17 protein-coding genes are annotated in these 21649 nt (G+C 59.7%); 8 read left to right on the top strand and 9 right to left on the bottom strand.

Annotated features, from left to right (window positions below; genetic code table 11):
- The first annotated feature begins 13 nt into the window (after positions 1 to 13).
- A complete protein-coding gene (locus tag X739_RS139135) occupies positions 14 to 775 on the top strand; it encodes an alpha/beta hydrolase (RefSeq protein ID WP_031252493.1) in 762 nt (253 codons plus the stop codon).
- A 495-nt stretch (positions 776 to 1270) separates the two neighbouring features.
- Here X739_RS139135 and X739_RS1000000170840 read toward each other — a convergent pair whose 3' ends face one another.
- A complete protein-coding gene (locus X739_RS1000000170840; RefSeq protein ID WP_245273959.1) occupies positions 1271 to 1477 on the bottom strand; it encodes a hypothetical protein in 207 nt (68 codons plus the stop codon).
- Between the two features lie 817 nt (positions 1478 to 2294).
- On the opposite strand from X739_RS1000000170840, the gene X739_RS139140 reads away from it, so the two are divergent.
- Positions 2295 to 3107: a hypothetical protein gene (locus tag X739_RS139140; protein ID WP_023796122.1), complete on the top strand. Its 813-nt coding sequence runs from the start codon at positions 2295 to 2297 to the stop codon at positions 3105 to 3107.
- A 169-nt stretch (positions 3108 to 3276) separates the two neighbouring features.
- Complete coding sequence (locus X739_RS02655) at positions 3277 to 4407, top strand: nitronate monooxygenase (RefSeq protein ID WP_023796121.1); 1131 nt, start codon at positions 3277 to 3279, stop codon at positions 4405 to 4407.
- A 305-nt stretch (positions 4408 to 4712) separates the two neighbouring features.
- Here X739_RS02655 and X739_RS139145 read toward each other — a convergent pair whose 3' ends face one another.
- Positions 4713 to 5750: an IS110 family transposase gene (locus X739_RS139145; protein WP_023796120.1), complete on the bottom strand. Its 1038-nt coding sequence runs from the start codon at positions 5748 to 5750 to the stop codon at positions 4713 to 4715.
- 537 nt (positions 5751 to 6287) lie between these two features.
- Between X739_RS139145 and X739_RS139150 the strand changes: the two genes are divergently transcribed.
- Both X739_RS139150 and X739_RS139155 read left to right on the top strand, forming a co-directional pair.
- Complete coding sequence (locus X739_RS139150; RefSeq protein WP_198026177.1) at positions 6288 to 9071, top strand: MFS transporter; 2784 nt, start codon at positions 6288 to 6290, stop codon at positions 9069 to 9071.
- Complete coding sequence (locus X739_RS139155) at positions 9068 to 10075, top strand: ABC transporter substrate-binding protein (protein WP_084056525.1); 1008 nt, start codon at positions 9068 to 9070, stop codon at positions 10073 to 10075. Before X739_RS139150 ends, X739_RS139155 begins: the two co-directional genes overlap by 4 nt.
- Before the next feature lie 255 nt (positions 10076 to 10330).
- On the opposite strand, the gene X739_RS139160 is transcribed toward X739_RS139155, so the two are convergent.
- From X739_RS139160 to X739_RS139170, 3 genes are all read right to left on the bottom strand, one after another.
- A complete protein-coding gene (locus X739_RS139160) occupies positions 10331 to 11023 on the bottom strand; it encodes a hypothetical protein (protein ID WP_156940005.1) in 693 nt (230 codons plus the stop codon).
- A 52-nt stretch (positions 11024 to 11075) separates the two neighbouring features.
- The gene (locus X739_RS139165) at positions 11076 to 12650 is read right to left on the bottom strand and encodes a relaxase/mobilization nuclease domain-containing protein (RefSeq protein ID WP_084056523.1); all 1575 of its coding nucleotides are present in this window, start codon (positions 12648 to 12650) and stop codon (positions 11076 to 11078) included.
- Positions 12647 to 12838 carry a plasmid mobilization relaxosome protein MobC gene (locus X739_RS139170; RefSeq protein WP_156940003.1) on the bottom strand — a complete coding sequence of 64 codons (192 nt, stop codon included), beginning with the start codon at positions 12836 to 12838 and terminating at the stop codon, positions 12647 to 12649. The genes X739_RS139165 and X739_RS139170 overlap by 4 nt, the downstream gene beginning before the upstream one ends.
- Before the next feature lie 778 nt (positions 12839 to 13616).
- Between X739_RS139170 and X739_RS139175 the strand changes: the two genes are divergently transcribed.
- Positions 13617 to 14297 (top strand): ParA family protein, encoded by a 681-nt coding sequence (locus X739_RS139175; RefSeq protein WP_023796114.1) that lies wholly within the window; start codon positions 13617 to 13619, stop codon positions 14295 to 14297.
- A gap of 590 nt (positions 14298 to 14887) precedes the next feature.
- Here X739_RS139175 and X739_RS139185 read toward each other — a convergent pair.
- Positions 14888 to 15229 (bottom strand): hypothetical protein, encoded by a 342-nt coding sequence (locus X739_RS139185; RefSeq protein WP_023796112.1) that lies wholly within the window; start codon positions 15227 to 15229, stop codon positions 14888 to 14890.
- A 56-nt stretch (positions 15230 to 15285) separates the two neighbouring features.
- Positions 15286 to 15609 (bottom strand): DUF736 family protein, encoded by a 324-nt coding sequence (locus X739_RS139190; RefSeq protein WP_006205585.1) that lies wholly within the window; start codon positions 15607 to 15609, stop codon positions 15286 to 15288.
- 1012 nt (positions 15610 to 16621) lie between these two features.
- On the opposite strand from X739_RS139190, the gene X739_RS01000000166675 reads away from it, so the two are divergent.
- Positions 16622 to 17773, top strand: coding sequence for a hypothetical protein (locus tag X739_RS01000000166675; RefSeq protein ID WP_245273958.1), 1152 nt, complete (start codon positions 16622 to 16624; stop codon positions 17771 to 17773).
- Between the two features lie 655 nt (positions 17774 to 18428).
- Here the strand turns inward: X739_RS01000000166675 and X739_RS139200 are convergent.
- Entirely contained in the window at positions 18429 to 19268 is an 840-nt protein-coding gene (locus X739_RS139200; protein ID WP_023796109.1) for a hypothetical protein, read from the bottom strand.
- A 2-nt stretch (positions 19269 to 19270) separates the two neighbouring features.
- Entirely contained in the window at positions 19271 to 20353 is a 1083-nt protein-coding gene (locus X739_RS139205; RefSeq protein ID WP_023796108.1) for a hypothetical protein, read from the bottom strand.
- A 442-nt stretch (positions 20354 to 20795) separates the two neighbouring features.
- Between X739_RS139205 and X739_RS139210 the strand changes: the two genes are divergently transcribed.
- Positions 20796 to 21644, top strand: coding sequence for a hypothetical protein (locus X739_RS139210; RefSeq protein ID WP_023796107.1), 849 nt, complete (start codon positions 20796 to 20798; stop codon positions 21642 to 21644).
- Positions 21645 to 21649: the final 5 nt, after the last annotated feature.

Raw genomic sequence — 21649 nt, 5'->3', positions numbered from 1 at the left:
GCAGGAATATTCAATGAATCGGCGAGCCTTTGTGAGTACTTGTGTCGCCGGAGCGGCAAGCGCTCTTCTCCTGAGCGCACCCGCCGTTGCCGGGCCAGTGCCGAAGGCGCGGAACGTCGTCCTCGTACATGGCCTGTTCGCCGACGGGTCATGCTGGTCGGAGGTGATCGCACGACTGCAGGTAGCCGGACTCAATGCTACTTCCGTGCAAAACCCTCTGACAACCCTGCCAGACGCGGTGGCCGCCGCCGAGCGCGTGCTGGCACGGCAGGATGGTCCGACAGTCCTGGTTGGGCATTCCTTCTCCGGAATGGTCGTGACAGAAGCCGGCATGCACCCAAACGTGTCGGCTCTTGTCTATGTGGCCGCACGGGCGCCGGATGCTGGCGAGGACTATACGGCGTTGGCCAAGACATATCCGACGCCGCCGGCGGCCGCCGGGATCATCTTCGACGGCGACGAAGGGCGTCTTAGCGAGGCCGCGTTCCTACGCGATTTCGCGGGCGACCTCCCGGAAACGAAGGCTAAGATCCTTTATGCAATCCAGCAGCCATTCCAGAAAGCCCTGCTCACCGGCAAGACAACGCATGCGGCGTGGCGATCCAAGCCGAGCTTCTACGCTGTTTCGACGGAAGATCGGACGATCAATCCCGACCTCGAACGCTTCATGGCCAGACGCATGGGCGCGACGAGCATCGAAGTCAAAGCGAGTCATCTCTCGCTAATCTCCCAACCCGATACGATCGCTCGATTGATCCTGGAGGCCACCGGATAGCCCGATCAGCAAGGTGGCTTCGCGAGGAACAGGAGAAGTTGGCACTTGACATAAGAGAGCTGCGCGATCAACCGATCGAAAGCGTCAGCGCGATTGTGCTGACCGAGGAAGTGCTGTCCGAGACCACCTTCCAAGTGCTGTCCGGTTTATTTGAGGAAGAGCCCGTATGGTCCGAACTGCCGATTGTGGCGTTCGTCGGTCGGGAACCATCGACAGCCTACGTCGCTCAACCAGGCTCTTACAACGAGGGTGGGGCCGGCCGAAACATTGTCATTCTCAAGCGTCCTGTCCCGAGTTTCAAGCTTTATATCCGCGATGCAGTCCGCCGTCCTGGCACGAGCCCGGCAACACGAACTGCGCGACCAACTCGTCGCACGCGAGAAGGTCGAGGCGCACGCCCATATGCTTGCCAGTGAAATGAAGCATCGGGTCAAGAATACGCTCACAATGGTCGGCGTCGTCGCCTCGCAGACGTTCCGAACGCGGGTCGGTGGATCAAGCGCTCACGACGTTTTCCGCCTGTCGTCGATGGCCCGGGCTCAAGACCTGCTGACCCAGAACGGTCAGGACAGTGCCGATCTCCATCACCTGATCGATCAGGCGCTCGAACCCTACGGTCGCAGCAATGAGACACAGCGCTTTGAAATAGAGGGACCAAAGGTGAGAATTACGGCAAGGATGGCGCCCCCTGTCCATGGCCATGCACGAACTCGCCAGCAACGCGGGCAAATACGGTGCGCTGTCGGTGGAGTCAGGACGGATTGCGATCGGATGGCGCGTGGACGAGACACATGGAACGAGGCTATTGCGGCTTGAATGGCGTGACGTGGCGGTGCACCCGTTAAGCCGCCTGACATAAGGGGCTTCGGTTCGCGTCTCATCGAACGCGCTCTCGCACTGGAACTGGGCGGCACTGCGAAACTCTTCTTCGAACCGGAGGGTGCCGTCTGCGAAATTTCCGAGCCTCTTTGAGCGTCCTCCCCCTGACGTCGAGTACTCACCATCCCCATGCGGGTTTGCAAATAATCCTGTCGCCGATCAACTGCGGTCTGGCCGCGCTCGTATGATCTCGTATGGCCTGGCGAACCTTCGGCCGAAGGGAAGGACGACGACGCGTGGTTTGGAAGCGGCGCGCGCGGTCCTATAGTTAAATCTTAGCTGGGTTCGCCTTGGCCACGGCATGGGTTTTTGACTCCTATGCGGCATCGGCCACGCTCGTGTCGGTGCTGCTCCACGCCATGTGCAACAACATGAACGGCCAGGCGAGGAAGCGGCTCGATGACGTCGACCGGTCCTCAAAGAAGCGGAAAGTCTTCCTCTGATTGAGACGCCGAATTGGCGATACCATTGCGCTTAGGTCGAAATGGAAGGCGTCCGCTTTTGGGCAGCCGTAGGAATTCTCTGCACGGCGGAGATTGGGCGCAGAGCAGGCGTTCGCAGTCCTCTAGTTCGGCGGGAGATCCCACACTCATGACTTGAGACCGTTGTCGCTCGATCGAAATGAGTGCACAGTAGCCCCATGGGTTTATCCGACGAGACATTGGCCAAGATTGCTGATGAGGTGTTCGATACAATGACCGCACCCCGTGAGGTGCCCCCTTTCTCAGAGCGATTTCCTGGATTTGGCCTTGAGGATTCCTATCGGATCGTCAACGAGATCCGACGCCGACGGGAGGCTCGGGGTGAGCGCGTTATCGGCCGGAAGATTGGCTTCACAAACCCTGCCGCATGGGCCGGCTACGGCATTTCGGGGCCGATTTGGAATTATCTTTATGACGCAACAACTATCGACTTGAAGTCGGGAAGCGCCTTTCCACTCGGAGCTTGGCCAAACGTCCGCATGGAAACTGAGGTCGCACTGGGACTGTGTGAAACACCCGATCCGAGTATGGAGGATATCGATCTTCTGCATTGCATCGAATGGGCCGCCCTAGACTTTGAGATCTGCACCTCGATCTTCCCGGATTGGCGATTCAAGGTATCCGATGCGGCAGCGACCGGCGTGCATGTCGCACTGCTGCTAGGCGCGCGATACCCAATCGGCGAAACCCGAAAACAGTGGGCCGACGCGCTTGAATCGTTTTCGGTCACACTTTCAGAAGCGGCGGGGGCGCATGCGACGGGAGGCGGTGTTCAGGTCCTTGGCAGCCCGATCAAGGCGTTGGGGTATCTTGTGCGACAACTCGCGCTTTACGACGGCGAGCCACTACACGCGGGTGAAGTCGTCACGACAGGCACGCTAACGCAGGCGCTGCCCGCCGTGTCTAGCGAATTGTGGAGGGCCAGCGTCAAGGGCGCTCACTTTGCAGACATCCAGGTTCGGCTAACCTAACCAGCGTCGCGCAGAGGCCGAGTGGCCGTTAGGCGGAAGACCGCGTGTTGCGACCAAAAACCACAAAGATGGAATAGTGAAGTAAACGAAGCCGGAAATCCTTGTGCAGCAACACGGAAGTTCTGCGAACTTCCTGCCGACCCACCGGAGCGCTAAGGGGAAGTGAACTATGCGAACGCCACTCTGCGATCTGCTCGGCATTGAGGTGCCTATCGTCCTCGCCCCGATCATTGCCCCTGTGGGCGCACCGGCGGGGCCGCTCCTAGCGGCCGCCGTTAGTGAGGCCGGCGGGCTCGGAACGATCGCGCTCTGGCTTGCTGAACTCGGAGTGCTGCGGACCCGTGTCCGGGAAATGAAGTCGCTGACCACAAAACCATTTGCCGTCAATCTGCGACTGGATTTGGATCCTGATGTTCGCCTCGATGCCTGCCTCGACGAAGGTGTCCGCATTATCACTATGTTCTGGGGGGATCCGTCGGAACTGGCACCACGGGCCAAGGCAGCTGGTGCGGTAGTGATGCAGACAGTTCGTTCGGCCGATGAGGCACGGATGGCCGTCGATTGCGGGGTCGATGTGATCGTTGCGCAAGGCTGGGAGGCTGGCGGCCATGTCTGGGGAACGGTCGCGACTATGGCTCTGGTTCCGACCGTGGTGGATGCAGTCGCGCCTGTTCCGGTGGTTGCGGCGGGCGGGATCGCTGACGGCCGGGGGATGGCCGCTGCACTCGCGCTTGGCGCCGCTGGTGTCTGGATCGGCACCCGGTTTCTCGTCAGCGCAGAGGCCAACTTCCACGCCCGCTATCGCGAACGGCTGCTGGCCGCGTCGGAAACAGACACGATCTATCTCGAGAACCTTTTTGATGGCGGCCCTTGGAAAGATGCGCCCACGCGTGTGCTCCGCAACAAGACAGTTGCAGCATGGGAGATTGCTGGGCGTCCACCAGTCGGACAACGACCCGGTGAGGATGCCATTGTCGCCGTTTCAGCTTCAAGGGGCAACATCGAACGCTACGCGCCGGTGGCGCCGGTGATCGATGTGGAGGGTGACATCGACGCTTTACNGACGCTTTACCAATGTGGGCTGGCCAGGGAGTCGGGCTGGTTAAGAAAATTCAGCCGGCCGCGGAGATTGTTCGCGAAATCGCCGCTGAAGCGCAGTCGGTACTCGCGCGATTGGGAACGACAGGCGAGAACTGAGTGGTCGGTTTCGACATGGGACGCGATCGATCGCCTGCCCATCGCGGAAGGCTTATCGCTTGCTAAGGTCGGCAACGGGAAACGCGGACACCATTCCACCTGAGCCGAATGTCTTCTGTGGATGGCTCCCGCGATGGAAGAGGTAATTCGACATTATGGCGCGTTGGTCGGGTGCAGTCTTCTGTCCGGCCTGTTGATGCAGCCATTCGAGGCTGCTGGCCCTGATGGGGTCGGCGAACTGGGTCCCAATCTGCTTATCAGGCTATGATGCCTCGGACATTCGACGGGTTGTCCCTGTTCCCGGCCTGACCGGTCACGCCATCACATCGCGTCGCTCTCACAACCTCATGGAGCCGATCGATCGGCTCGAACTGTTCTCTGTCCTTAAAATTTCATCTTCTTCGAACCTTACGCCGCAAGGCTCGCGGCATGGCGAGCTTGATAGGTTTCGCCGCGCGCCATGATCGCCCAGACCACGCGGGCCATCTTGTTTGCCATGGCTACGCTTGCCACGCGCGCTGGCTTCCTGGCGAGCAACGCGAGGAGGCGCGGATCCGCAGCCTCGGGCTTATGCCTTGCCCGTCGGATCAGAGAGGTCGCGCCGATCACCAGGAGCTTTCTCAGATACCGGTCGCCCATCTTGGTGATGTGCCCGAGACGGTCCTTTCCGCCGCTCGAGTTTTGCGAAGGTGTCAGCCCAAGCCAGGCGGCGAACTCTCGACCCGAGCGGAACTGTCCCGGATCGGCAACGGATGCAGCCAACGCTGTAGCCCCTACCGGACCGATACCGGGGATCGTCGACAAGCGTCGTGCGACGTCGTCGGTTCGTTGGAGGGCACTGATCGAACGGTCGATCGCCTGGAGACGAACATGGGTGTCGAGCACCTGCCCGCACAGGAGACCGAGAACCTGCGTTGCCATTGCCGGCACTTCCGGCGTCGCTTCCTTCGCGGCGATCTGGTGCGCCAGCCTGAGCGCCCGCTCCAAACCTTGGGGAATGTCGATGCCGAACTCAGCCAACAAGCCGCGGATCATGTTCACGAGTTGCGTGCGCTGCTTGACCAGAAGATTGCGTGTGCGGTGAAGCGACAGGGCCGCCTGTTGCTCGGCCGACTTCATCGCCACGAAGCGCATGGTCGGGCGTGTCACCGCTTCGCAGATCGCTTCCGCGTCCACCGCATCATTCTTGCCGCGCTTCACATAAGGCTTCACGTAGCTCGGCGGCATCAACCGGACCTCATGGCCGAGCTCCGTCAGTTCTCGAGCCCAGTGATGTGACGTCCCGCAGGCCTCGATCCCGATCAGGCAGCGCGGTAGCTTGGCGAAGAACGGCAGAACTTGCGATCGGCGCAGTGCCTTGCGCACAACAACGTCTCCAGACGCGTCGACGGCGTGAACTTGAAAAATGCGCTTGGCCAGATCGAGGCCCACGGTGGTAATCTGCATGGCGGATGGCTCCTTTGCTCGGGTTGCCTGACAGCAAACCCACTGTGGCACTCAGATGCCGGGAGCGGGAGCCATCCACCTCATCTGCTTTCGGGAGACGACCAAGGACACTTGAATGGCGGACGAGAGGCGCATTGCAGACTGGCGATTTTGGGGCCGGAGGCGGTCCGACCGGTTCTGGGAAGAACGCTAGATTGCAGACATTCGATCCGGTGCATCCGAAACTCGAACTGACCCTTTGCGGACGGGTTCGTGCGAGAGATCGAAGCTCTGGCCGGGTTATAGTGACCGACCGGGGCTGAGGTTTGCGCCACCGCTTCACGATGTATTTTTAAATGAGAGCATGCTAATGCAATAGCCGGGGTGGCGGGTCCTGATCGATTACGTCGCGAATGTGATCGCCGGTGCATGGCAACCGGTGTCCTTGCAAACATCCGAATGCCTGGAGGCGGACCTTGGCGCCCCGCAGGCGAGCAAGACGATATAAACGACGAAGTGGTTGAGGGCTCCATTAGGCGGCGAAAGCGGCAGGGCACAATGACGTTTTTGGTCCGCGTTTGGTTGGCGTTGACGGTTGTTCTGGCAATCGTGGTCACGATCTTGGCTGTGCTGGTCAAACTACAGCACGAGGCGGTTTATTCGCACCTTGTGCGGCAACGACTTTCCGTCATTGCAGCTGCGACTGCCGCCCCCTTCCGGTCAGTCTCGGAACTTGGGCTGACGGTGGCGACAGTCCGCAATGCTCAAGAATTGCTGAACCGGGCTAGGCAGACGGACCCCGCGATTTCCAACATCGTACTGCTTGATGCAGCCGGCGGCGTTATCCTTTCCGTGCCGGATTCCGCTGTTCCATTTACCGGGCGCCAAATGACGCGAGCCATGGAAGAGGGCTCAAACAGCCAGTGGGGCCTAGAGACCACGACCGTGCTGGTTAGTGGTGCCACCATTATGGATGAGAACGACGAGCCGGCCGCCGCGCTGGCCGTTATTTATCCGATGAATGAATTACGGACGCACAATCGCGACATCAGTTCACAAATTTGGCTGTCCGCACTGGCCCTTCTAGGCGGGTTCTCGGCCCTGACCTACGCCGCGCTGCGCTATCGCCTGCGGCCGGCCATCCGCAGTCTCGATAATATCGCCAGCCATGCCGAGGATACCTCTGAAGATGACAGCACTTTCCCTGCGCGAGACTTTGCCGATTTTCGCGCGACCCTCGCGGCGGGCACCGCAAAATACCGTTTGGCAACGACCAAACTCGCGGCGATTATCGGGGCGGACCGCACGGTAGTTCCGCTTACGGGGGCCTATGGTGCCGACGTCATATCGCTCCCTGATAGCCCCATGGCCGTCGCGGTGTCGCGGAGGCTTACGGCGCTCATAGCCGCTCTGGTTTTGGGGATCACCGGATCGCTCGGCGTTGTCGGCTACCGCAGCATCGATGCATCTTTTGCGCCCGAACTCGACAAACGCACAAGGCTTATTGGCAGCATCGCCAATGATGCTATCGCCCGCACGCTCAAGGCCGGTGTGCCGCTTGACATGATGGTCGGTGGACGGGATTTCTTCTCGTCCCTGCTTAGCGAGTTTCCAGAAATTTCCTACTTCGCGCTGGTCACCAACCGACCCATCTTGGAGATGGGCACCCGTCCGCCCACCTCGACGTCGGTGATGCTAAAGGCAGGGACCCTCGTGCCGATCATCGTCGACAACAAGCTTGTAGCCAATGTCTTCGTCATAAAGAACGCGGAATACCTGTCGCGAGAATTCCGCGATCTCATCCTCGACCTTCTGGTGGTGACACTGGTTACCATCCTGTTGGCGGTCGAACTGGTTTCCGTGATGACCAACCACTCGCTGACAGGACCGTTGACCCGCCTCGACTACATTTTGAAGCTTCAGGCAGCGGGCGACTTCTCCCGCCGCATTCTGGTGAGCGGGATTAGCGCCGTTGACAGGTTGGGCCAGGTCCTTTCATTACGTGCCGAGCGACTTACGGCAATGATGGCGGGCGCAAGGAAACTACCCGGCCACGTCCTTGCCGTGCAACTGGAGCCAGACTTCATTATCCCAGCAGGCCGGCCGCTCATGATGAGATTTTGCAGTCTAAGCGATGTGCGACTCCCGCTCTTCCTGATAGCAGCGGCTGACTCCTTTCCCCTTTCGTTTTTTTCGCTGTACGTTCGCGATGCGGACAATCCGCTGACCTGGCTCAACCCGGGCATTGTTATCAGCTTGCCGCTCGCAGCCTATCTCATCGCCATTGTCCTCGGTTCACCCTACGCGCGTCCGCTTGCAAAACGCTTCGGGCACCGCAACCTTTTCTTGGTTGCGTCGATCCCAGCGGCCCTCGCGAATTTAGGGTTCTTCATTTCCACCAATGTGCTGGAAATTATCTTTTTTTGTGTGTTCAGCGGCATTGGTTATGCATTTGCTTCGCTCTCTTGCCAGGACTACGTGATCGATGCTGCTCCAAAGGAACAACGGGCCCAGGCTCTAGGACTTTTCCACGTGGCAATGTTTGGCGGTTTTTATGCGGGAACCGCGTTAGGGGGTGTCGTTGCCGACCGTCTGGGCGAGCGCAGCGTGTTTCTGGTTTGCGCCGCCTTGATCGTGATTTCGGCGGCAATGATCTTGCGCATGCTGCCTGCTTCCAGCCACGTTTCGGCGCTCGCCGAGCAGGGCGGCCGCTCAAGTCTGCGGCAGCTGCTCGGAACAATGGCCAACGGCCAGTTCGCCACCTTGCTGTTTGGCATTATCTTGCCCCAGACGATCCTCGATCAGGTTTTCGTCTCATATCTCTTGTCGCTTCAGATGAACGCGTTGGGCGCCTCCACGGCGGATACCGGACGACTGATGATGATGTACTTCCTGATGGTGATCCTGTCGGGGTCACTATATGGGCGATTGCCTGCCGGCAGGATTTCGGTGGTGGGAATTACCCTCGCCGGAGCATTGCTTGGCGGAGGGACGTTGCTCGTAGCAGCAGTCGTAACAAACGGCTGGACAATGATCGTTGCCGCAATGGGCACCGGCCTTGGCTACGGCCTGGTAAGCGGGCCGCAGACGGCGACGGTGATGAGTCTTGCGGAAGGAAAGCTGGCCCATATCGGTGCGGAGAAGGTTCTTGGCACCGTGAGGGTCATGGACCGAATTGGCAGTGTTGTGGGACTTATCGCCATTGCCGCCATCGCTGGAAATTTTGGCTATTCCGCCGCAATGGGCTTCATCGCCATCTTGGTGTTGGCCGGGGTTGGCTCGTATTTCATCTACCACGTGGCAAGCCGCAACTTGCCGATCATCGCCGGGAGGGAAGCATGAAATTGGCATACCTTATGTTGGCAGCCGGGGCAGCGCTGGCTTCTTGCCTCATTGTTGCTCCTCGTGTCGAGGCAGCCGAGAAGACCGTTGTTATGATAACCTGGCTAGGCTGCGAGGATGTCTGCAAGGGCCTCAAGGATTCGCTTGCCGAGAAGAAAATCGACGTCAGCTTCATCGTCGATGATGCGGGCCAGGACAAAAGCAAGCTGCCAGGCTTTGTCAAGGACGCACGTGAGCGCAAGGCCGATGTGGTGGTCACTTGGGGCACCAAAGCCACCCTCGGCATGGTCGGCACGTTGAAGGACCAGGACGATAAAGGCCTTCTCAATGACATTCCCGTGGTGTTCACGGTGGTGTCCGATCCGATCGGGGCGGGTATCATCGAAAGCTATGAAAAGACCGGCCGCGCCAATGTGACCGGCACCCGAAACCGGGTTCCCGAGAGCGTCAATATCAAGAGCATCAAGCGCTACCTGCCGACCTTCGATCATCTGGGCCTCCTGTTCGACCGCGCCGAGCCCAACTCGGTGAAAAAGATGGAGGAACTGGCGACATTGTCGAAAAAGATGATGTTCAAATTCGACGCATTGCCATTGCCGGCACTTGCCGACGGAACTCCAGATCAAGCCAAGCTTGCCGAAACCATCGCGCAACTGAAGGCAGCCGGTGCGCAGTTCGTCTACCTGGGGTCGAGCACCTTCCTTGAAAAGAACGCGGACGCCTTCACCGCCGCCGCAGTGGATAATGGTCTGCCGGTGCTCAGCCCATATGAGCATCTTGTCAGCGAATCCCAGGCTCTGATGTCGGTGGCCGCCCGAGACTACGACGTCGGCAAGCTCGCCGGCGAGCAGGTGGCCAAGATCCTCACACAGGGGGCCAAGCCTGGCGACATGCCGGTCGTCGCCATTGAGAAGTTCGCCTATCTGGTAAACATGCGCGTCGCCAAGAAGCTCAATCTCTTTCCGCCTGTCGAGTTCCTGCAATTCGTTGAGAGGGTGGAGTAGCCGTTACGACAATAACGAACGCCAGCAGCGGAAGGAACAAGGTCGCATTGGCGCTGGCCAATAGTTTGATACAATCACTGTCGACAAAGGGCGGGACCATGACCTCCAGCGGGTCAAACGCAATGTCTGCTTTCGGGCGGCGGGAAAGTTCGCCTTTATGGCCGAGATTAGGCGCATTGCTGCCATCCAGCCTGATCATTCTGTGAGGAATGACATTGTTTTGATAGACCACAGGACACCTAGATTGGCCCTTGCTCAACGCTCGTAGTCGTTATCGTTTGAGCGCTGGGTCTTCCGGTCCTGCTCTTCCGACTGCCGCGCCTTCTGTTTGTTGGCGTCCTTCTGCTTGGCTCTCACCTTCTCCTGCTCGGTGCCTGTGCGCGGCTCAACCGGCTGGCGGGAATCGTCCCGAGTTGGAAGGTCTTGCCCGCGCGCCTCGCGCTCGGGGATCGGCTCGCCACTGCCACCACCACGACGCTGCTGCTGCCGCTCGAACTGAAGCCGCGCCAGACGGTCGCGCATCTTGTCGTTCACCTCTTCACGATACTGTTCGAACTGTCCTTGATGCGCCGGCGGCAGCGTCTCGCGCATGTTGTCCAGAGCCTGATTGACGCGGGCCATCTGACGCCGCATCTCCAAGGGGGTTTGCGCCATGTTCAAATCTCCTATCAGTGCATTCAAATCTCTCATAACGGGGTGGGACAGGAAAGACTTCTGCCCCGATTGATCAGCTTCGCGATCCGCGGCAGGAGCTGGCTGCCCCTCCCCTGTCCGATCGCGCCGGAACTGCAGAAAATTGTTGCCGATCGACTCCGCTGCCATGAGCGCCTGACCGACTACGCCCGCGGTCCGCATCGTCGTAACAGTCTTTTGCCACGCGGCAGCGATTGCATCACCGTTCACGACCAAGGATTGCCCGTCCAAATGGCGTTGCCGCTTGGCTTCCACCCGCTCGATCGTCCTGGCGCTGACCCGGTAGCGCGGATCGCTCTGCGCGCGGCTATAGNTGCCGCTTGGCTTCCACCCGCTCGATCGTCCTGGCGCTGACCCGGTAGCGCGGATCGCTCTGCGCGCGGCTATAGGCCCCGGCATGCTCCTTCGTGAACGGACGCGTCATTGCATGGTCCATGCGCCGGGTCGCCACCATCGCAATGCCGTTCTCGCGTGCTTTTTCCGCAAAGGTCTCGCGCCAGGCGACCAAATCCGGCTTGTAGAATTTCAAGCGCTCACCGTCGGCCGACCGTGCCTGTACCATCGCATGGATATGGACGTGCTTGGTGTCCTTGTGATGCGCCAGGACGAACTTGTATCCCGGCGCTCGCTCCTCAAGCACGGCGCGCGCCGCGGCCATGACGGCGTCGGCATCGGTGCCGGCTCTCGCCGAGAAAAGCAGATGATAGGCATTGCGGCGCTCACGCCCCGAAAACTGCGGCCGCCATTGGTCATAGACTGAAGCGGCAGCCTTCGTGGAGTTCTTCACCCCAGGTACGGGCTCACCATTTGCGTGGCGGACCTGGCTGTGGGTGCGGATGAACTTCTGCAGGAAGTATTTCGCTTTGGGTTCACGGCTCACAGCCGCCGTTACCTCTGCCTTGGCTACCACCCCGGCCGCGCCCATGGCCTCAGACAAGCGCGCCTCGATCTTGTCGAGCGCCTTGCTGCGCGAGTTCTCCCGGCCGCCGGCAAGCACCTTGGCAAGCGGTCCGGCCCGCTCATCGGTATGCGCGTAAACCTCCACCGCCCGACCGCCCCGTGCATAGATGAACGGTTTTGCACCCAAGGCCTCGTTCAGCGCCTCGCTCAACGCGGCATCGGTGACCTCGCCGGCAAGCTCAAAACGAACCTCGATAAAATTGGTGTTTTCCAGGGGCGGTTCGAACGTCTCGCAAAATGTTTCCAGGAACGCTTTTCGTGCGGCACCTGTCGCAAGAACCTGCCCGTCCTCGTCAAAAATCTCGATGTCGTGTTTCCCGCCTTTTTCGTCCTCGCGCTTGCCGATGTAATTGAGCAGCCGAGCAGCGGCTTCACTGGTCGACGGCGGATTGGGCATAACCTTGAACACGGCAGGCTGCGCGCCCGCCGCATAGCCTGCCCGTGCCGCGACGGCCCGCGCCTGATAGCCCGCCCGCGGCACTCGTCCTGTAGCGCCAGAGCGGTCAGCGCCACGGCCACCGCCACCGCCGCGCCGCTTCCAGTCTTCCTCCTCCTCTTCCGGCCGGAAGCCGGCGAGCGTGGCGGCGTAGACCACGATCGGCGCGCCAGTGGCCTTGTGCGAGCTCGCAGCAGTAGTAGCCTTTGGAGCCCCGCTGGACATCGAACTCCCCGACGCCCCCAATCCTCCCGGCGACGAACGAGGGGCGTTCCTGCGCCCACCTGGCGTCGCGCCGGCTTGTCCTTGCCCGAGGCGCCCGCCCCCACTAGTCCGCTCATGACTCTTCATCGCCTGGAATTCACCGGCCTCGCGTCTGGCCCCCGTCAGAGAATTGTCGTCGTCCAGCCCCTCACGCTTCACGCCGGACCCGCCCCGCAGATAGCGTTCGATTTCGGCCGCGTAGCCAGCAAGACGACCACTCATGGCCTGGCCTCCCTTGCCTTGCGAGACTCGACAGTCATTGTTTTCAGTTCCTCGCGAAACTGCCGCACGAGGTCGCCCACCGCGACCAAAGCCCGTTCAATATCCTCATCCTGGGCAGCACGGCCGTCGTTCATGGCGCGCACGGCCTGATTGAAATTGACGCCGACGCGCCGCAGCTGATCGGTCATGTCCACGATCGCCGGCCGCAACGCCTCTGACGCGATAGGCAGATGCCCTACCTCTGCCCGCACCAGACGCCGGACGACCTCGCTGACNCGGCCGCAACGCCTCTGACGCGATAGGCAGATGCCCTACCTCTGCCCGCACCAGACGCCGGACGACCTCGCTGACGGTCACGCCGTCCCGCTCCGCAATGCCTTTGAGGCTAGCCAGCTCGTCAGCCGAAAACCGGATGTGCGTCACCTCGCCGTAGCGGCGTGACGCGTTCTTCACCGCTGCTTTCTCTGCGTCTGCGTCCATCTCTCAAGCCCGCTTGCGGGCGCTAAGACCCGTTAGGGCCGCGCCGCCTATTTTGTGTGTATCACAAAATAGGCTATCCTGCCAAGCACAGGAGGGAGGTTTCGAGGACGCTTTCTCACCAGCGCACTCGTCAGCAGCAGCAGCCGCCAGCGCGGGTGAGACATTCCCATCGTGACTTGATGCGATGTGTCTATGATGCGTTGGTGACTTGTTTCCATGTTAACATGGAAACATCGGCCCTATGATGAGCAGCCGGAAAGCGTAGTCGGAAAATGCGCGGTCGACGGGCCACCGGACCTTATTTTCTGAAGATAGCAGCTGCGCAAAAACCGCCCCCTGAGTGAACCCCTATCGATGCGCGCCTGGGTTGCCAAACCAGCCTTCCCCGTCGACAATGCCACCATGTTTCGACCGTGATTTCGTTTCATGTGTCCATGTTTCCATGTTGACATGGAAACATGGAAACAACGCCGGAAGGAGGCCCCCATGATCATCTCCGCTGCGATCCCAAAGGGCGGCACTGGCAAATCGACGATGCTGCGCACCCTCGCATCCGTCGCGCTGCATCGGGGCTATTCGGTGACTCTTATCGACGGCGACCGGCGGCAGAACATGAACCGCTGGTTCCAGATGCTGGGCGAAGCTGGCAATCGTCCTGATAGGCTCCAGATGGTGAGCGCGATGACGCCGCAGGAAATCCTTCGCGCGGCAGCCACTCACAACGCGGAACGCTCGGTCGTCTTGATCGATACGGAAGGCACCACAAACGATAACCTCATGGCCGGGCTCTTCGCCGCCGACATTGTCGTCGTGCCGGTCTACTTTGCCCTCGATGATGTGACCGCCGCTATCCAGATCACCGACCACTACATTCCGCTGGCGGTCGAGAGCCGCGGTAGACCGCTGCCTGCGATATTCGTGCTGACCAAGCAGACCATCATCGATGGCAGGGCGCGAGCCCTGACCGAACTGCGCGCCATCATCCAGGCCAACGGCACGCCCATTGCGGAACACGTCCTGCACAATCGAGTTGCCTATCGTGATCTCCAGACCGGACAGACACTTTACAGCCCCGAGGTGCCTGACACGAAGGCGATTGCCGAGAGCGAAGGGGTCTTCGACGACCTTCTGCAAACCTTCATCGAAGCCACAAGGAACGCGGCATGAGTGAAGAAACCGCACCGAAACCTGGTGACGACAAGAAGGCCCGCATGATGAAGGCGATCTCCACGCAGCCGCCCGTACTGCCGAGTATGTTCATCCCATCGAAGGCCGAGCCGTCAGGGATGCAAGCTGCGCCACAGATGCAGGAACCGACAAAGCCGTCCCTGGCAGTCGGGCCCGATTTCCGCAAGCTGCTGCGGCAGGGTCAGAAAAAGGACCCCATCGCCGGAAAGAAGATACGCGAGGAGGAGATGATCCGCTGCGGCTACTACCTGACGGCTGCGGAGCAGCGGCAGTTCAAGTTGCTGGCGATCAGCAACGGGCACAGCATGACCGAACTGCTGCGAAAGGCTGTCCAGGATTATATCCGCATTCATAGGCACAAACTGCCGAAGGAATNACAGCATGACCGAACTGCTGCGAAAGGCTGTCCAGGATTATATCCGCATTCATAGGCACAAACTGCCGAAGGAATAATCGGCGGTTTGCACTCGCTGTCGGATGCCGCAAGGGTGATGTTCGTGGCTCTTTCCGACGCACAAAAAAAGGGCCCCCGACGGAACACTCCGTCGCGGGCCCTGAAATGTGTTTGCCTACTTAGGTTGGTTGAGGTGTTTCAGCACCTGGCCGAGGATTGTGTCTTGCACCGAACGCCCGCTCCCTGCCGCTTTGTCGTCGACGAGCTTTGCGGCCAGTTTGGGCGACAACGGCGTGAAGTCATAGCCGTGTGCGATGGCTGCGCGGTGAAGATCCTCAAGCGTTTCGAACGCGCGATCGCGGGTGCCGAGCCAAAGGCTCGGCTCGTCGGTTTCTTCGTGCGGGAACGCTTGCAGGAAGTAGGTCCAAAGTGGCGGGTCGTAGCCGATGACGGCGTCTGGATCCGAGCGGACCTGTCCGGTGACGGTGCCAGTAACAGTGATGGTGTAGCGGCTCATTGCAACCTCCTTTACCGGTGGGGAGCCGGCCCCTTGCGGGGCCGGCCGCCGATGCCTCACTGGGGGTTGTTCCAGAGGATGACCTTCTTGTTTTCCTCGCCGCCGGGGGCGGGAGCGAGATTGCCGAAGATGACGCCGATCTCGGGGGCTTCCAGCTTGACCGAGAGGTATTCCTCGCCCGAACGCTGGGAGATGCGGTGCCAGCCGGCTCCGATCTCGAAGCCCGTGCGCTTGTTGACGATCCGGTAGTCGGGGGCGTCCTCGCGCGACTTGTTGGTGTTCGGGATCAGGGTGATCGGGGCGTTGACCCGGAGCGTGGCAAAGACGCCTTCCATCGAGCCGTCGGCCTTGGTGGTGAGGTTTGCGATCGTGGTGGCCATGGTAGTTCTCCTTCGGTTGCATCGGGACCATTCCCGATGGCGCCAAAGGAGAGGACCGTCCTGCTGCGGTCATCGCGGCGAAAATTCTGGAAAATTCTATTTGCGGAAAAATAGCGGGCAGGCCCTTCGCCTGCCCGCAGACAAAAAACAGAAATCGAATTTTCCTGAATATTCGCCGAGTGTACCCCCAACGGGGGTTGACCGCACAAAGCAGGCGGTCGTCTACAAAGGCGACATGAAACGGGAATGGCCCCGGATGCAACCGAAGCAGAAGAACTCAGGCCGCCATCGCTAGACAGCCGACGCAACGCTGCCGGATCGCCGGAACGTGCTGCAGCCTCTCGGGTCATGTCGTCGGCATCGCCAACACATCGAACAGCAGCCCGGCGCGTAAACCGCCTGGGCATGTTCGGTATGACAGCACAGCGGTTTTGAGATCGGAGCCGACTGGCAGCGAACTTCACGCCCCTCCGGGACGACACCGGGCAGTCAGGCTGGATGAGGGGCAAGCTAGGGTGTTGTTAGGCACGCTTGCACCCGCTTCGGAGGCGAGAAGCGTCAAGATGATCATCCGCACAACGCCCCGCGGCCCTGCGCGTGGACCGCTTTCGAAAGGGGCCGGCTCCGTCCGCTCATACAAGTGGATTAGGCGGCGCGAAGCCGGATCGAGATATCGGATTGAACCCGCCGGGCTATCGGCAGCTATCATCCTGGCAACGTTAGACGCTCCTCCGGCATCATGCGCGCTTCGGCTTGGCGGCGAATGTCCGAACCAGCATGGCGAAGCATGGCGCACCAGTCCTCCACATTGTACGTCGTCGCCATCCGGCCCCTGGCCAGATCTTAAATGAGGCACGGCTTGTTCGCGATGGCGAGCCGAAGCACGTTGACGTCCGTACCGGGTGATGCGCCGTCCCAGACCATACCGCCCCCGGCTAGGGTGCCATTTGCTCAAATGACCACGAGCTTCCAAGTTTTGGTGTTCATGCTATGTTCAAGACTGGAGGGAAGCATGTTTGAAAATTTGCAGCGCGAACTTGAACGGCTTTCGAGAACGACCTCGATAAGTGTCCCGATCGAGTCGGACGCAGACGGGTATTACGACCGCGAATGCCCTGCTACGGAATGCATGTTCTCGTTCAAGATCCATAGCGACGACTGGCGGGATATCGTTCGCGACGAGGAAGTGTTTTGTCCATCGTGCCGTCATGCCGCACCCGCGAAGTCCTGGTATACGACCGAGCAAGTTGAACAAGCCAAGGAATACGCGCTCAACAAATTGAAAAGCGGTATCAACGCGGCGATGCGTGCGGACGCCGATGCCTCCAAGCGCCGCCAGAACCGCAACTCATTCATCCGGATAACTCTAGAGGTGAAAGGCGGCCATGACAGCTTGCTGGTCCCTTTGGCGGCCGCCAAACCCATGCAGCTCAAAACATCCTGCGAAGGCTGCAACTGCCGCTATTCGTATATCGGCGCGGCATATTTCTGCCCCAGCTGCGGCAAGAACTCGGCGACCCACACCTTCACGCAAACCTTGGCGGCCATTCGGACGGCGGCCAATCTCGGACCCACGCTTCGCCAAACGCTCGACGTCGACGCCGCGGAGATCATGACGCGGACCTTGCTGGAGAAGGCTATGCAGGACACGGTTACGTCGTTCCAGCGACTTTGCGAGCAACTCTATGAAGCCAAAACAGGTGCGGCAGCCCGCCGCAATGCCTTCCAGAGCCTCGACGCCGGTTCTGACCTGTGGGAGCCGATCGTCAAGGAATCTTACGCTGATATGCTGGGAACGGCTGACCTTAGCCGGTTGCGGATATTCTTCCAGCAGCGGCATCTTCTGGCCCATCAGCAGGTATGGTCGACAGTGACTATGTTCAGCGAAGCGGCGACGCCAGCTATCAGGTCGGGCAGCGCCTTGTGGTCCGCGACACGGGAGTACTCCAGTTCGGCGACCTCGTGGAAAGGCTCGGCGCCGCGCTCATCGCCAAGGTGTAGGTCAAAAGACGTCGACCACGGCCCCTTGCGGGCTCGTCTGGATCCGGACCCGGCCATCCTTGCGCGTGCTGAGGACGCGTCGGCGTTCTCCGTTAAGTTCGAACCCCCGACATCGATGCCTGTACCAGCTCACTGTGTCTTGAGAGGCGTATTCCAGACCTGAGTCGGATATGACAACGAAATAGGGTTTGAGACCGGTCTCGTCGAAGAGACGCTCGCTGCACCCGTTGCGCCGGCCATGATGCGATGCAACGAGGATGTCGACCTTGCCCATGGCAGCGCGGAAACCCTCGCGAGCCAACAGACAGTCCCACCCAGCAACCTCCATATCACCCGGAAAGCAAATCTTGATGCCATGGCTCTCGATGATAGAGACGAGGCTGAGGTTGTTCTCGTCCTCGAAATCCGTCGGATAGCGGTTCCAAAAGCATTGGATATTGAAGTCGCCATAGTCGACATCGCTGCTAATCGGTCTGGTATATCTGGCCATCATATCCGCAAGGGCATCAATGCCGCGGCCTATCCCGCCGATGCCCTTCAGGCGCCGGAGGTTCTGCGGCGACACCGAGGGATTTTTCGTCAAGGTTCCTACGCTGACGGTGTCCACCAGATTGTGCAGGTCGCTCGCATGGTCTTCGTCGAAATTCGAAATGATGAGGTTGTCGATGTAAGAAATGCCCCGGCGCGGCAGATAGGTCGACGGCCGCCAGTTGGTGGTCGAGTTGTGGCCTGCATCAATTAGGACGTGCCTGTTGGTGCTGGTGACGATATGCGAGCACTGTCCGTGCTCGACATCGAAAATCCTGAGGTCCATTGGGTTAGTTGCCCGTAATCGCCGCATTGCGAGCAGCAGGCGTTTGCTGCAGCTGGACTTTGTCACAGGTCGCGAGCAAGGCCGTGGCGTACTGGATTCCAGCTTCATACACCCAGCGGTTCGAGACCACGAAGACCCAGATCAGTATCGCAAACGCGTTCACGACCATGGCAGACAGCACCGCCGGACCCAGCGGTGTCAGGACCGCGATCGCGGCCCGCCACGCGTGCGCCTGGATGAGGTCAATGACGCCGGGGTTGCTATAAATGATGGCTCCTGCCGAAGCCAGCAAGGTGATGACACATGCGGTGATGCCGATCGGCTTGAGACCGCGCAGGTTGCGGCGAAAGCCGTACTGCGCATTTTCGCGGTTCACCATTGCGAATTCCTTGCCCCTCGCTCGCTCCTTGAGCCAGATCACGGCGGAATCGTAAACGGCATTGGCAGCGGCAGGGTCCGCAGCCTCCTGCTCAGCGGTCGGGAAAGCCGGCAGGTCTGGCACCGCCCCGCCCAGAAACGCATGGTAGCGCTGACGGGTGTGCAGATCGAGCTCGCTGGTATGGCGAAGGAGGATTGTCGTCGGCCAGCCGCCCCACCGTCTGCGCAGCCCAGGCTCGATCCGGCGTCCCTTAGTTCTGGCCCAAGACCCGAGCGCGTAGAGCAGTCCGCACGACGTGGCAATCGTGAGCAATGTCGCCGCGACACTCGACACGATTAGCCAGGGGAACCAGGCCATCACTGCCAGCAAAGGCGGAAAGATCGTCAACAGTCCCGGAAACAATCGGGCCTGCCTGCCGTAGCCGTCGAACATCTGCGCGATATCAGTTGTCAGAGGAATTGCCATTGCTATTCCTCGTACTCGTCAGGATAGGTAACAGGCGTCAGAGCGCTCCATCCGCTCCTGACAGGCGCACCAGCGGATGACGATCGAATATCCCGCCCCTCGGTCATATGCAGGTTGGCGCCGCGATGAATCACGGCGCGCATCACGACCTTTCGCGGATGATCTTCATCTTCCTTTGCCGAACTGATGATGGCTGTGAAGTGGCCTTGGGCAGGAGGATTATCGAGGCGTGGGCCCAAAATTCTATCTAGTAAGTCAGTAGTCAGGTTACGGCGCCCACCGTGATGCGGAACCTGAAAGCGATTGATGCCGGGGAGCGAAAGTCCTGCGGCAGGAGCGTAATCAATCACTTCCGCCAAACCGTCGCGGCCGGTGTCGGCCGTTAGGAGAATCTTCTCGCCGCACATTTCAGCAAACTGCACCACGCTCATCTCGTTTTCGTTGCTTGTATCCTCTGCTGGGAACGCTTCGGCGCCCCATGCGACCCTGATGAGAGCCACGGCCGTGATTGCCTTCTCGAGCAGGGTAGTGAAAATCCCGCCGCCGGTGACCTCCTCGACCCTGGCCTCCGGCGTCTTGTTTGACGTGACGATCAGATCGAGGAACCGTGCCCGGGTGGGAGCCATGACATGGAACGCGCCGATCCACGCGCCTTGGAAAGGTTCGCGGATTTCAATGCCCTTTTTGAGCGCGATATCCTCAAGGGCGGCCAAGTTGGCATAGGCTGACCGCAAGGTGGACCGCAAACGGTCGACGCTCGTGTAGGTTTCGAACCGCCCAATAAGCTCGTCCGCGTACAGCCATGGCCGGAGCATCCAAAGGACGCCGACCTCAAAATGCTCAAGAACAGCAATCAAGCCGCGTGCATGGTCACCATCGTTGTGGGTGGCCACGACATGGTCAATGAACGCAGGATTACCATAATGCGTGACAATATGATCGCAGAGGGTCTCCCCGGTCGTCGCGTAACCGCCGTCGACGACGTGGATATAATTCGTACCATCTTTCTCGTAGCGCAGCGCAATGGCGTCGCCGCTTTTCTTGGTCTCTACCCCAAGAAAATCGATCTCAAAATAGTCTGGCATGTGGTTTCCCCGCCCCTCGGCTCCTTGAAAACTACTACAAACGCTTTCCGTCGCAAAGTTTTGTTGTCAAGTGCGACTTCAAGCGCCTGATTACAAGGGCGCTTATACAGAGAAATGCGGAATGTCGGCGGCATCCTTGGGAACATAATCGACGGTAGGTGCTAGGCTGCCGGGCGCCTCGGCCATCGCGCTACCTGCTCTCCTATAGATCTGCCTTGGAAAAGACGGTCCGTGGTCCACGGATAGGTTGTCGCCCCGTAGGTTTCGCATCCGCTCTTCTCTTCGCTTGACCAAGTGTGGGGAAAACCGTGCAGATACCCGAAAAGTAGTAGCCCTCTGAGCCTCGAAAACTTGTTGACAGTCCATTCCTTATGAAAATCTCGTTTTGTTTTTGCCAATACGGGATGCATTATTTGCGAAGCGGGAAAGGTGGGGACAGATCATGAAACTTTTCGTTAGGGGATCAATTGGAATTTGCTTGGCCGTTTCAGGGTGTGGAAGTGTTCCCAAGCTTCAAACCGACATCGGACTGCTGCGTATTTCGGACATTGTGGACAATATCCGGTGCGAGCTACAGGAAGGGCGAGACGGCAACACGAAGACAGGCGTCGGGCCGGCATCATTCCTGACCGAGAAAGAAGAGTGGAACGCTGGTGTCGACCTCTCTTTGAACGTGATTGCCGAAGGCGGTGGGAATGGAGCCGCCGGCAACGATGTGCCCTACATTCCACAAACCGCTACATTGGCTCTTTCCACGGACGTAACAGGCACCGCCGACCGGCAGGTCGGCTACAAGTTCACGATCGGCCTTGGCAAAAGGGATCAAATTGACTGCAACCACGATGCCGTTGAAGCACGCAGGTCGCATGGCATCCGCCTGGTGGGGGACCTTGGTATCGCCAGTTGGCTGGCCCAGTTGCAGGATGCCTATGCGGAGACGCGGACCAAGCCGGAATCGGTTGCGTATACCCTGAGTTTCAAACTCGTTCAGAAGGGCGAAGCCAGCGTAAAAATCGTCAAGATTCCCTTTGACACCGCGCAAGGTAGCCTTGGGTTTGGATGGAAAGGCTCGTGGACGGATACGAACAAGATCATCATCACCTTTGCCCCCAAGCCCGCCAAAACACCAAAGAAAGAGGCCGAGCGGCCAAAGCGCGCAACCAAGCTTCCGGAAGGTCAGAAGCCCAGGACGGTCGTCCCGCCACCGCCACCACCGGTGGACGAGGGCTCAAAGGAGAGGCTCCTAAGGGATCTCGACTTCCTGATTTTGCAGCAGAAACTCCAACAATAGACACA

Source organism: Mesorhizobium sp. LNHC209A00 (genome assembly GCF_000502915.1).
In the GTDB taxonomy this organism is placed as follows: Bacteria; Pseudomonadota; Alphaproteobacteria; order Rhizobiales; family Rhizobiaceae; genus Mesorhizobium.
This window is presented reverse-complemented; position numbering and strand designations above follow the sequence as displayed.

What these genes read in the sequence shown, in the direction of transcription:
- X739_RS139135 (WP_031252493.1), top strand. Translation starts at nt 14, where the DNA reads ATGAATCGGCGAGCCTTTGTGAGTACTTGTGTCGCCGGAGCGGCAAGC.
- X739_RS1000000170840 (WP_245273959.1), bottom strand. Translation starts at nt 1,477, where the DNA reads ATGGCCATGGACAGGGGGCGCCATCCTTGCCGTAATTCTCACCTTTGG.
- X739_RS139140 (WP_023796122.1), top strand. Translation starts at nt 2,295, where the DNA reads ATGGGTTTATCCGACGAGACATTGGCCAAGATTGCTGATGAGGTGTTC.
- X739_RS139145 (WP_023796120.1), bottom strand. Translation starts at nt 5,750, where the DNA reads ATGCAGATTACCACCGTGGGCCTCGATCTGGCCAAGCGCATTTTTCAA.
- X739_RS139150 (WP_198026177.1), top strand. Translation starts at nt 6,288, where the DNA reads ATGACGTTTTTGGTCCGCGTTTGGTTGGCGTTGACGGTTGTTCTGGCA.
- X739_RS139155 (WP_084056525.1), top strand. Translation starts at nt 9,068, where the DNA reads ATGAAATTGGCATACCTTATGTTGGCAGCCGGGGCAGCGCTGGCTTCT.
- X739_RS139170 (WP_156940003.1), bottom strand. Translation starts at nt 12,838, where the DNA reads ATGACCGATCAGCTGCGGCGCGTCGGCGTCAATTTCAATCAGGCCGTG.
- X739_RS139175 (WP_023796114.1), top strand. Translation starts at nt 13,617, where the DNA reads ATGATCATCTCCGCTGCGATCCCAAAGGGCGGCACTGGCAAATCGACG.
- X739_RS139185 (WP_023796112.1), bottom strand. Translation starts at nt 15,229, where the DNA reads ATGAGCCGCTACACCATCACTGTTACTGGCACCGTCACCGGACAGGTC.
- X739_RS139190 (WP_006205585.1), bottom strand. Translation starts at nt 15,609, where the DNA reads ATGGCCACCACGATCGCAAACCTCACCACCAAGGCCGACGGCTCGATG.
- X739_RS01000000166675 (WP_245273958.1), top strand. Translation starts at nt 16,622, where the DNA reads ATGTTTGAAAATTTGCAGCGCGAACTTGAACGGCTTTCGAGAACGACC.
- X739_RS139200 (WP_023796109.1), bottom strand. Translation starts at nt 19,268, where the DNA reads ATGGCAATTCCTCTGACAACTGATATCGCGCAGATGTTCGACGGCTAC.
- X739_RS139205 (WP_023796108.1), bottom strand. Translation starts at nt 20,353, where the DNA reads ATGCCAGACTATTTTGAGATCGATTTTCTTGGGGTAGAGACCAAGAAA.
- X739_RS139210 (WP_023796107.1), top strand. Translation starts at nt 20,796, where the DNA reads ATGAAACTTTTCGTTAGGGGATCAATTGGAATTTGCTTGGCCGTTTCA.